This is a genomic window from Pseudoalteromonas sp. G5_S1_14_S5 (genome assembly GCF_054968605.1).
The window spans coordinates 1-11,413 of the sequence record NZ_JBQKUM010000107.1; the positions used below are offsets into that span (position 1 = coordinate 1).

Genomic DNA, 11,413 nt, shown 5'->3' on the forward strand with positions numbered 1-11,413 from the left:
GGCAGATCGTATTAATGAAGATGCTCGTTTACAGAATAGGCTGTAAAATTACACTAAATCACTGCATAATAAGTATTATTATTTAATAACCATAATAAAAGGTACACTAAAATGAATGTTTTAGTTACAGGTGGCATGGGTTATATCGGTAGCCACACAAGTATCCAGATGATTAACGCAGGCATGACACCTGTCCTTTTTGATAACTTATACAACAGTAAACCAAGCGTATTAGAGCGTATCGAGAAGGTATCTGGTGTTCGTCCTGTGTTCGTTGAAGGTGACATTCGCAATAAAGCTCTGTTAGCGGAAACAATGAAACAACACAACATCGAAGCAGTTATCCACTTTGCTGGTTTGAAAGCGGTAGGTGAATCTGTAGAGAAGCCTCTTGAGTACTACGATAACAATATTAACGGCACTTTAGTGCTTGTGGATGCTATGCGCGAAGCGAATGTTAAAACTTTAGTATTCAGCTCATCAGCAACCGTGTACGGTGATCCTGCAAGTGTGCCTATTACTGAAGACTTCCCGACAAGTGCGACGAACCCTTATGGACGCAGTAAGCTAATGGTTGAAGAGTGTCTAACGGATTTCCAAAAAGCGAACCCAGACTGGAGCATCACGTTACTTCGTTACTTTAACCCGGTGGGTTCACACCCAAGTGGCGAACTAGGTGAAGATCCACAAGGCATTCCAAACAACTTGATGCCGTTTGTTTCTCAAGTTGCCGTTGGTCGACGCGAGTTCTTGTCTGTATTTGGCAGCGACTATCCAACCAAAGATGGCACGGGCGTTCGTGATTACATTCACGTAATGGACCTGTCTGACGGCCATATCGCAGCACTTGAGAAAGTAGGGCGCAAAGATGGTCTTCACATCTACAACCTTGGCACAGGCAACGGTTCTAGTGTTTTAGACATGGTTAAGGCGTTTGAACAAGCAAGCGGTAAGGAAATCCCTTATAAACTTGTTGAGCGACGTGCAGGTGACATCGCAGAATGCTGGGCAGATCCGTCAAAAGCTCAAGAAGAGCTGGGTTGGAACGCAACACGCACACTGACAGAAATGACAGAAGATACATGGCGCTGGCAGTCAACAAACCCTAATGGTTTCCCAGGCTAATCTAGTTGTTTCATGAATGGTTAACTTATAAAAAGATGCTTTAGGGCATCTTTTTTGATCTAAATCGAATAAAAAGTAAATTAGTGGTTAAAAAGTATCATTCTGTATTCATTGTGTTACTATGCTCGCGAATTATATGTTTAATGTTAATTTTCTTTGGAGTTAATCATGGAACTAGGCCTGATCATCACATTCATCGTTGCTGCAGCAGTAATGGTTAAGAAAGAAATGGCAGAGAAGTAATTTCACTTTATTCCTTTTTGATACAATTTTTAGTGAAATTGAAAAAGCCAGCTCATAGCTGGCTTTTTAGTTTCTGTCGTTCAGGCTTGTAACGAATTAGAATTCGTAGTTTGCAGATAAGCCCCAATTCCGACCAGGTTGAGATTTGATATCGGTGTTGAAACTAGAATCGTGTGCGCTACCAGACATATCACTGTATAACCAGTACTTCTTATCTAGAGCGTTAAATAGACCCGCTCGCAGAGTCAAATCTGTCATAGGGCGATAATAAGCCGTCAAATCTACAACGGTGTATCCTGATACATCAACATTGTCATCAGAGTTCCAATCATCCTTCGACGCAACCATTTTAATATTTAACGCAGAACCGAAATGATCACGTTCAACACCCAAACCAATTGTGCTTGTTAGTGGTGCAACTGAGTCAATGGACTTATGAGTCTTCTTGTCTTCGCCATCTGCATAAGCAACAGCTAAGCGAGTGTAAGTGCCGTAAGGTGCGTTAAACAGAGTGTCAAGATTGATAGTTGATGAGAACTCAGCACCATAAATCGTTACTTCGTCTAAGTTTTCTTTCGTAAACATATCTTTACCACCTTGTTCACCTGTTTTCGTTTCGTTGATGAAATCAGTGTAGTCGGTGTAGAACGTGCTCAACTCGAAACGAGCATATTGGTTGTTACCACGCAGACCAAGCTCATAAGAAAGGCTTCTTTCTGCTTTTAGGTTAGGGTTTGCTTCTACAATGGCACCTTTATTATAAAAGTAGTAAAGGTCATAAACTGAAGGAGCTTTGAACCCTTGACCAACCTGACCAAATACAGACAAGCTATCGTTGATATGGTAAACCGAGCCTAATTTGGCTGTGAATGCGTCATCTTCATTCTTGTCGTATTCAGTTGTGTAACCTTCATCGGTTGATGGGTCAGCAACAAACGAGTCATATCGTAAACCACCCGTTACTACAAGTTTGTCATCCATGAAAAACGCTTGATCTTGAAGGAAAACGCCCCATTGCGTAATTTTTGCGTCAGGGATACCTGTGCTACCTGGAGTAACGGTACCACTATCAAACTTATAATCAGTGTTGTCTAATTCAAAATCATTTTGTAAGTAAGTAAAGCCGTACGTAAACTCATGGTCAGCACCGCTAACATTAACCAACTTAGAAAGTTGTGCATCGACCTGCATGTTTACATCTGATGCATCACGTTCACGTAGACGACGCCCATTAAAATCTGTTGTGTCGTAATTTTTATTCAGAGTACTAGAATCTTGATAACTTAGAGACCAATCTAACGAGTCTGCAATTAAGGAGTTTAGTTTTAGTTGTTGTTCTAGGGTCGCACGGAAACGTTTGTTGGTGTCTTCATTGTAGTTATCCGTATAAACAAAGCCATGCATTATTTCGTAGCCATTGTAGTTAAGCTCATCTTCATCATATTGACGCTGATAATGTTCTACCGTCAGGCCAATCTTGTTGGAATCAGATACATTATAAAATGCTTTTGCCAAGAAGTTGTTCAGTTCCGTGTCTGCAGGATTAGCTGCACCGCGATCTGGGCCTTCAACATTAGAGCCCGATGAGTGAGTTTCTGTTTCATGACCTTGAGCGTATGTCGCCATTACGATAGTTTCTAGTTTATCTTTACGCATAGCCCAAGAAAAAGTGTTCTTGAACTGTTCATCAGCTGAAGTGTAGCTAGATTTGATACCAAAACGGTTTTCATCGCCGTTAGTTCTAAGCATATCCTCTGGATTCTTTGTTCTCAGTAGTACCGCACCACCAATTGCATCAGAGCCATAGAGAGTAGAAGCGGGACCTTTGTTCACTTCAATGACACTCAATGTGTCTACTTCAATCGCGTTTGAATATTTACGCTGTTCAGATGCACCAGGGTTATATGGAGTGGGTTGTCGTACACCATCTACCATTAATTTAACGCGATCACCTTCAACACCACGAATATTAAAGCCTGAAATACCAAAACGGGCACTACCTTGAGCTTCTACGCCAGGTGTGTACTGAAGTGCTTGCTTTATGTCGTTGGACATTTGATTATCAATATCCTCCGAAGATACTGATTCAATAGAGCTTGAAACATCAGCTTTGCTTTGTTCAGTACGAGTTGCCGATACAACAACCTCGTCAAATAGGGCATAATCTTCAGCTAAGGCTGAGGTTGATGAAAGCGCTAAAACGATTGAAGCAGAGAGTAGGGATTGCTTATACATCTGATAGTTACCTTAATTCCATAGTATTATCTCGATTTCGCAAAGGATAATATTGGATCTAAATGATAATTACTATTATTTACATTTATATTTATTTGTAATCTTGTCATTAAAAACTCACTTAAACCGTATAACTCGCTGTATTAAAAGACCTTTAATGGTTCCATTTGCCTGGTGAATACTTTCATTTTTGTGACCAACCACTCATTTGCAAGGTGGAAAACTGATGCATAGCCCAATAACACTTGAAGCGTTACACATCCTAGACGCCATCGACAGACGTGGAAGTTTCGCTGCTGCGGCTAACGAAATGGACCGCGCGCCTTCGTCACTCAGCTACCAAATTCAAAAGCTTGAACAAGACTTAGATATCATGATTTTTGACCGCTCCGGCCACCGTGCAAACTTTACGGAAGCAGGGCAATTGATACTTGAGCAAGGCAGAGTAATTCTTGGTGCTACAGAGAGATTGGTAAACGAGGCGAGCATTCTAGCCAATGGTTGGGAGTTGGATTTAACCATCGCTTTTGATGGCATTATCCCGATTGCTAATTTCTTCCCACTGATTGATGAACTAGGGAAAATCAGTAAAACGCGTGTTCGTTTACAAGAGGAGATCTTAGCGGGATGTTGGGAGTCACTGTCAGATGGCCGCGCCGACCTTCTTGTTTGCCCGAAAGTCGATACCATTCCTAATGACCTGAAAAGTGAAGTGATTGGAAAGATGGAAATGGTTTGGGTGGCAGCAGCCAATCATTATGTTCATAAGCGCTCTGGCGATTTTGATCAAAAGGCCAGGGAAAGTTACAGGGTGATTGCAATCGCAGATACCGCACGCGATAAGCCAGCATTAAGCATCAATATATTAGAGAAGCAGCCACGTTTAACGGTGACGAGCTTTCCCGCAAAAGTCGAAGCATTAACCAGCGGGTTAGGTATTGGCACGTTACCTTGTAGCGTTGCTGGTCCATTAATTGAATCTGGTGTTTTAAAGCAAATCGCAGGGACTGAGCCCCAGCCAATTGACATCGTTATGGCTTGGCGACGCAATAAAATGGGTGACGCCAAATCATGGTGCATCCAACACCTTAAAAAAACATGGTCACTCAAATAACGGAAGCACCATATCTGCTGCGCCATCTTCAAAACAGATATCTAGCTTGAAACCAAGTTTTTGGGCTAGTGTCAGCATGCCTCTGTTGGTTGGCATTGTCATTCCCGACATCTGTTTAGTCTGCTTGGCACGGCAGTAATCAATAACCTTAGTCATCAGAATTCGACCTAAACCTACGCCTTTAAGATCAGAGCGAATCAATATCGCAAATTCGGCATCCGTATTCTCTGGGTTTATCAGAGCCCGAGACACGCCAATGATTGCAGGTACACCTTGTTCTTCACGCACCACAACAAAAGCAATCTCTCTATCGAAATCAATCTGAGTGAAATTAGCTAACGCTTCATGATTGAATTCACCCACATCACTAAAGAAGCGCTTGTAGAGATCCTCTTTAGAGACTCGATTAATGAAGTCGGCATGAAGTGGTTCATCTTCAGGAAGAATCGGGCGTAGCAGTACTTCTGTGCTATCTTTTAATTGGATACGTTCCTCAAGCTCTATAGGGTAAGGGCGAATCGCGAGTCTTTCTTGCGGATCCCCTTCGTAGGCTTTCAATATGATATTGGCATCCAAGATCGTGAACTTATCGCCATTCGCAAGTACTGGGTGTATATCCAGATCATGTATTTCAGGGCAATCAACCACCATTTGAGAAATACGAACCAGCAACTCAGATAAGCCTTCTATATCAATAGGATTAGGGAGCTTTTGTAGACGAATCTTGCCACTCTTAATCGCTCGAATAATCAAGTAACGAGCCAGCGTCATGTTAAGCGGAGGGAAAGCAGCTGCTGCGTCAATCGACTCATCCCATTCGGAGCCGCCTTGACCGAGTAGAATAATAGGACCGAATGTTTCATCGGTTGTGACTTTCACGCGAAGCTCTTGTCCGCCAGCCAGTTTCGCCATGCCTTGAACCAGTAAACCGTGAATATGCGCTGTTGGGAATGATAACTGAGAGCGATCCAAAATCGCTTGTGCCGCATTCGCAACCTCACTACTGTTTCTTAAATTGAGCATAACACCTTGAACGTCAGACTTGTGTGCAATATCTGGTGAGCGGAGTTTGACTGCAACAGGATAGCCAATAGTTTCTGCAATATGTACCGCTTCACTGGGGTCAGACGCGATCCAAGTGGGTAACACATCTAAATTGAAGTGTTTGAAAAACTGACTGTTTTGATGGGTATCAAGACCAACTGTATCTTTACCCAGTAGTTGGCGTTCTATCCAATTTCTAGCATCCGCTAAATCTTCAATGTGAACTTTCTCAGCGGTAGTCGGCGTCTCCATAAGCTGACGTTGGTTACGCCTGTACTCGACCAAGTGCATGAATGCGACTACTGAGCTTTCTGGCGTTCGATAGGTTGGAATACCAGCATCTGTAAACAACTTTCTAGCAGGCCTTGCCGTCAGTTCACCGGACCAATTGGTGAGAATATTGAATCGCATGTGGCGAGGATGCTTTTTAATCGCATCAATGATGCGCTCAGCGGTTTGAGCAGAATGTGCGATGGCTGAAGGGCTATGCATGATAAGAATGGCATCCGCTTCATCACCATCGAGTAGTGTGTTGATAGTATCGATATAACGCTGGTCACCCGCATCACCAACAATATCGATTGGGTTGCTGTGCGACCAGCTTGAAGGTAACAACTTATTGAGTTTTTCGAGTGTCTCTTCCGATAACTCAGCGAGTTTACCTCCACGTTCGAATAACGTATCAACAGCCATAATCGCAGGGCCACCACCATTCGTGACAATTGCCAGTCGCTCTCCGCGTAATGGGACTGAGTGAGTTAAGGTTTCTACCGCAGCAAACAATTCATGCAAGTTTTTGACTCGCAACATACCACTACGACGAATAGCCGAGTCGTAAATAATATCGAGCGTATCTGCACCACCTGTATGTGCCATTGCTACTGCTCGGCCTTTGGCAGTTCGGCCACCTTTTAGTACTAGTATTCTCCGGTTACGTGAAGCTGCACGGGCAGCCGAAATGAAGCGCCTTGCGTCTTTAATGCTATCTACATATAGCAATATCGCTTCCGTGTGGGAGTCGGTACTTAGGTAATCCAACAGTTCAGAAAACTCGATATCCGTGCCATTGCCGATTGAGATAAATGCAGAGAAGCCGATCTCTTTATCATTAGCCCAATCGAGTATAGTTGTGCACACCGCTGCAGATTGAGAAACAAAGGCAATCTTTCCGGGTAGTGCGGTAACAGGAGAGAAGGATGCATTTAGATTAAGCCAAGGGATGATCACCCCTAAACTGTTTGAACCAAGCATTCTTATATTGTGCTTTTTTGCAATCGCTAAGCATTTTGAGTCATACGTTTCGCCATTATCACTCGGTTGTTGCATGTCTGAAGATAGAACAATGACAGACGTAATGCCTTTCTCCGCTAGCTCCTCAAAGAGCGCTATATTACGGATCGCATTGGTACATAGAATCGCAAGGTCAGGGACGATCGGTAGCGACAAAATGTTTTTGTAGGAAAGTACACCCGCCACAGAATCGTATTTGGGCGTAACTGGCATTACCGCCCCCTTAAAATCCCCATGCAACAGATTATTCATAACAATGTAGCCTGCTCGGTTTTCTCGCTGAGAGGCACCAACAACGGCAATCGAACGGGGTTTAAGTAGGGGATCAAGATGATTCATAGACATATCCTAGCCATGCACGTAAGTTCATCGTAACTTACTTTTCGATGACAGGTTGATGGAAAATTCACCGAATTCAGATGAATAAGCAAACACTGCATTAAGTTTGTGAAATAGGTCACCCAGTAATGGTGTATAATGTCAAAGTTAACTTGATTCTAAACCGACGTATCGGCATGATTTAGAGTAATTATTATTAAGGATATAGAGCTTCCCATGAAAAAAATTGCAATTGCGACTTTGCCACTGCTCTTGGCTGCATGTGTATCTGAAAACTACATCACGGATGTGACTTCAGATAGTTATCAAGAAGAGTACAAAACTGCCAAAGTTGAAGCTCCAGTTGTGTCTCAATCACAGCAATCAGCCGTTGTTGAAGAGAATGTTGTTAACGTGATCAAAACAGAACCTGTTGAGCAGAAAGTAACTCAAACAACTCAGGCTAAGCCAGTTGCGGCAGTAAAAGGTCCAACCAAGAAACAACAAGACATGAATCAGCGTTTTGGTTACACAGTTCAAGTTGTTGCGGTTGGCAGCCAAAGTAAAGTCGACTCTTTCGTGAAAATGCTACCAACGACTTCTCAACCTGTCTGGGAAAACTACAAGATGGTTAATGGCACTAAGTGGTTCACGGTACTTTACGGTGACTACGCAACACGTTTAGAAGCGAAAAAGGCTATTTCAACACTACCTAGCTCACTTAAAAACTTGAAGCCATTCGTGAAGAGTATTGATGACATCAAGAACTCTGAATATCCAACTCTTAACAAGTTAAACTAAGTTTTGAATCATAAAGAAGGAGCAAGTGCTCCTTCTTTTGTTTTATGACGAACCGTTTTGTTTAATAGTTAATCGCTCGATCTTTCGGACACAATTTTAACAATCAAAACACTGTACCTATTTCGACTTTTGTTTATCATTGAAGTCAGTATTCCTAGTTTCAAGGACCGAATTTACCCATGAACACCACAAATATTCTTCTACTATGCGGCGGTGGATCTTCAGAGCACGAAGTGTCTTTAGTCTCAGCCAATTACCTTTTTGATCAGCTGAAGAGCGTTGAAGACTTTAACGTAGTGAGAATTGAGATTAAGAATGAAGGCTGGTGTCAAGATTCGGGCGAATTGGTTTATCTTGATATCAATAACCAAACACTACGTGGTGATGATCTAGAATCAAAAATTGATTTCATCGTACCTTGTATCCATGGTTTCCCAGGCGAAACCGGTGATATCCAATCACTGTTTGAAATGGCAAAAATCCCATACCTAGGCTGTGGTTCTGAAGCTAGCAATAACAGCTTCAACAAGATCACTTCTAAGCTTTGGTATGACGCATTGGGTATTCCAAATACGCCTTACCTATTCCTATCTGACAATACAGATAACGCTCATTCACAAGCAACTCAAGCTTTTGAAAAGTGGGGCAAAGTCTTCGTGAAAGCAGCACGCCAAGGCTCTTCTGTTGGCTGTTATCAAGTCAACCACATTGAAGACCTGAGCGAAGCAATCAACAAAGCGTTTACGTATTCAGATCAAGTGCTTGTTGAGAAGTCAGTGGTGCCAAGAGAATTAGAAGTTGCAGCTTATGAAATCGATGGAGATCTGCACATCAGCAAACCTGGCGAGGTAATTGCACCGAACGGCGCATTCTACTCTTACGAAGAAAAATACAGTGCAGACAGCCACTCAATCACAGAGGTTGAAGCAAGCAACCTTACTGATGAACAACGTCAACTGATTGCGGACAGCGCTCGCAAAGTGTTTACACAAATGAAGCTTCGTCACTTGTCTCGCATCGACTTCTTCTTAACGCAAGATAACGAGATCTACCTAAACGAAGTTAATACCTTCCCAGGCATGACACCAATTTCAATGTTCCCAAAAATGGTTGAACACGACGGACATAAGTTCGCTCAGTTCCTAGAAAACTGTGTAAGAACCAGCCTTTATTAGGGGCATTTTACTAGGTTTCGTTCAACCAATGCACAATAAAATGCGGCTTGGATTACTTCCAAGCCTCTTTTTACTTCTGTCTTTTCAGTCTCTTAACTAATCGCAATGGCTTATTGCCATGGTGTTAGTGCCTTAAACTTCATTTTTTCACTTTCAGCCGTATTCGAATAACCAACATACTGGGCAGGCATTGCAGGGCTAAGCCAACGTCCAAAGTTCTGAATCTCTCTGATCTTAAGCCCTTGTTTAGAAAGCTCTTGCGCCGCGCCAACTCGTATCGAGTTTCCTGAAAAGTGATGGTTTTCTGCCAAACCGAGTAAGTCACTAGCACGCCTTAGTATTCTATAGATTGACGAATCATCTAGTGGTTGAAGGCCAATGTTTTCATGCTTATCAATGGCCCGAAACAAAGTTAACCCCTCTTCCTTACCTGTAACACTTAGCCAACGTTCAAGTGAAGAACTTGCTACACTCGAAAGCTTGTAAAGTGAGTCCTTGATTGCGATTTGATAAACACCATCAACACACTCAACATCACTCGAAGATAAGGACTTAAGTTCTGAGCGCTTTAAAACACACTCGAACATCACGTTATAGATTGCCATGTCACGGATCTCTTTTAGCGTTGCCTTTTCATGTGCAAGCAAGGTGTTTAATCGACTAAGGTGTGAAGATGTCATCGCATTTGTTTGTTTAGCGTCACCGGCCATTTGAGCTTGTAAGTGGAGCAGGGTGAAGCGAACTTGCCTATGCTTAATAGGGTTGGGGAAGTTAAATACTGTATGCAATAAGCTAAGCGTTGCAGTGTAACGTTTCAATGATGCAAACTTTCTGTTATTGGACTCTGTTTCTAAAAAACGACGAATGGCAGTAATTGACGCAGGGAGTGTGTTGATGCGGAACTTGGTGCAAAAAGCATGGTAGCACTTCCAATCACTGTAGATACCCAACAGTGAATTACGAGAATATTGGTAACTTGTTAGCTCGTCGATAACATCAATCGAAGCTTCTCTGTTTAATTTTTCAACAAACGAGTTAATTATCGTAGAGCTAGTTAAAATAGGGACATTTTTTCTCAAATTACCGTACCTCGACAGGCGTTTTTGCCATATTATGCTTGCTATCGTTACTAGTATACTTATGATTAATGCAGTGAAAACAAAAAGATGATCAATAGATATGGCTAATTCAATTTACCGTGGGATCCATCTGCAATCGACCGATCCCACAAACACAATTTGGCGTACTAAATTAAAAAACCACGTTATTCAAGGTAAATTAGCTGCCGTAAAAAAGAGTATCGATTGGTGGATTGATACTTCATCTATTATTGACCCAAAAGAGTTCACAGCGTTAAGTAAAACTAGAGGGACTGGTGGCCAAACTGAAAACTTCAATGGTTACCAGATCAAAAATGACACTGGTGAGCCAAACTCATGGTATTGCATGTTTAACGGACGTCTTATCAAAGGCGGGAAAACAGCAATACAGCGTCATATCGAAGCTTACTTAATCGCTAAACAAAAAGCTGAGCAACAAAAGAAGTAAATTATGAGCCTAGTATATTCAACAGAAACAGGTCGTATTAAACCTGAAGAAGAGAAAATCCAACGTCCAAAAGGCGATGGTATCGTTCGAATCCAAAAAGAAACCAAAGGCCGTAAAGGCAAAGGCGTTTCTGTCGTAACTGGCTTAGATCTAGATGATGCACCATTAAAATTAATGGCTGCAGAGCTTAAGAAAGTTTGCGGCTGTGGTGGCTCAATAAAAGATGGCAACATCGAAATTCAAGGCGACGCGCGCGATAAGATCAAAGCGCATCTTGAAAAGAAAGGCTACAAAGTTAAGTTTGCTGGCGGTTAATCTCTAACTAATACCAGTGGTAATATCGAAGATTATTATCACTGGATATTAGGTATTTTATGGTAAATAACCACTATGGTTAAATACACAGTGTAATTTAAAGAATACTGACAGCATACAAAGACAGGGCATCAAACATAGAGTCCTGCCTTATAAATAACGAACTATATTTAACATAACGTACATAATACGCAGTTGGCTTGTG

General features: G+C 42.1%; 9 protein-coding genes. 6 read left to right on the forward strand and 3 right to left on the reverse strand.

The window, feature by feature from the left end; all coding sequences use genetic code 11:
* Positions 1-111 precede the first annotated feature (111 nt).
* Positions 112-1,125 carry a UDP-glucose 4-epimerase GalE gene (gene galE / locus ACTRWI_RS20830; RefSeq protein WP_499133652.1) on the forward strand — a complete coding sequence of 338 codons (1,014 nt, stop codon included), beginning with the start codon at positions 112-114 and terminating at the stop codon, positions 1,123-1,125.
* 339 nt (positions 1,126-1,464) lie between these two features.
* Here galE and ACTRWI_RS20835 read toward each other — a convergent pair whose 3' ends face one another.
* Positions 1,465-3,603: a TonB-dependent hemoglobin/transferrin/lactoferrin family receptor gene (locus tag ACTRWI_RS20835; RefSeq protein ID WP_499133653.1), complete on the reverse strand. Its 2,139-nt coding sequence runs from the start codon at positions 3,601-3,603 to the stop codon at positions 1,465-1,467.
* Between the two features lie 226 nt (positions 3,604-3,829).
* Between ACTRWI_RS20835 and ACTRWI_RS20840 the strand changes: the two genes are divergently transcribed.
* Positions 3,830-4,717, forward strand: a complete 888-nt coding sequence (locus tag ACTRWI_RS20840; RefSeq protein ID WP_499133654.1) for a LysR family transcriptional regulator — start codon at positions 3,830-3,832, stop codon at positions 4,715-4,717.
* Here the strand turns inward: ACTRWI_RS20840 and ACTRWI_RS20845 are convergent.
* Positions 4,706-7,390 (reverse strand): bifunctional acetate--CoA ligase family protein/GNAT family N-acetyltransferase, encoded by a 2,685-nt coding sequence (locus ACTRWI_RS20845; RefSeq protein WP_499133655.1) that lies wholly within the window; start codon positions 7,388-7,390, stop codon positions 4,706-4,708. The two genes, ACTRWI_RS20840 and ACTRWI_RS20845, sit on opposite strands and share 12 nt — an antisense overlap.
* 216 nt (positions 7,391-7,606) lie before the next feature.
* Between ACTRWI_RS20845 and ACTRWI_RS20850 the strand changes: the two genes are divergently transcribed.
* Positions 7,607-8,170: an SPOR domain-containing protein gene (locus ACTRWI_RS20850; protein WP_499133656.1), complete on the forward strand. Its 564-nt coding sequence runs from the start codon at positions 7,607-7,609 to the stop codon at positions 8,168-8,170.
* Between the two features lie 179 nt (positions 8,171-8,349).
* Complete coding sequence (locus tag ACTRWI_RS20855; RefSeq protein WP_499133657.1) at positions 8,350-9,345, forward strand: D-alanine--D-alanine ligase; 996 nt, start codon at positions 8,350-8,352, stop codon at positions 9,343-9,345.
* A 110-nt stretch (positions 9,346-9,455) separates the two neighbouring features.
* Here ACTRWI_RS20855 and ACTRWI_RS20860 read toward each other — a convergent pair whose 3' ends face one another.
* The gene (locus ACTRWI_RS20860) at positions 9,456-10,424 is read right to left on the reverse strand and encodes a tyrosine-type recombinase/integrase (RefSeq protein WP_499133658.1); all 969 of its coding nucleotides are present in this window, start codon (positions 10,422-10,424) and stop codon (positions 9,456-9,458) included.
* 100 nt (positions 10,425-10,524) lie between these two features.
* Here ACTRWI_RS20860 and ACTRWI_RS20865 point away from each other — a divergent pair, with 100 nt between their 5' ends.
* Together ACTRWI_RS20865 and yciH are read left to right on the forward strand one after the other, a co-directional pair.
* On the forward strand, positions 10,525-10,893 hold the full coding sequence (locus ACTRWI_RS20865; protein WP_499133659.1) for a DUF3319 domain-containing protein: 369 nt from the start codon (positions 10,525-10,527) through the stop codon (positions 10,891-10,893).
* A 3-nt stretch (positions 10,894-10,896) separates the two neighbouring features.
* Positions 10,897-11,208, forward strand: a complete 312-nt coding sequence (gene yciH, locus ACTRWI_RS20870) for a stress response translation initiation inhibitor YciH (protein WP_499133660.1) — start codon at positions 10,897-10,899, stop codon at positions 11,206-11,208.
* Positions 11,209-11,413: the final 205 nt, after the last annotated feature.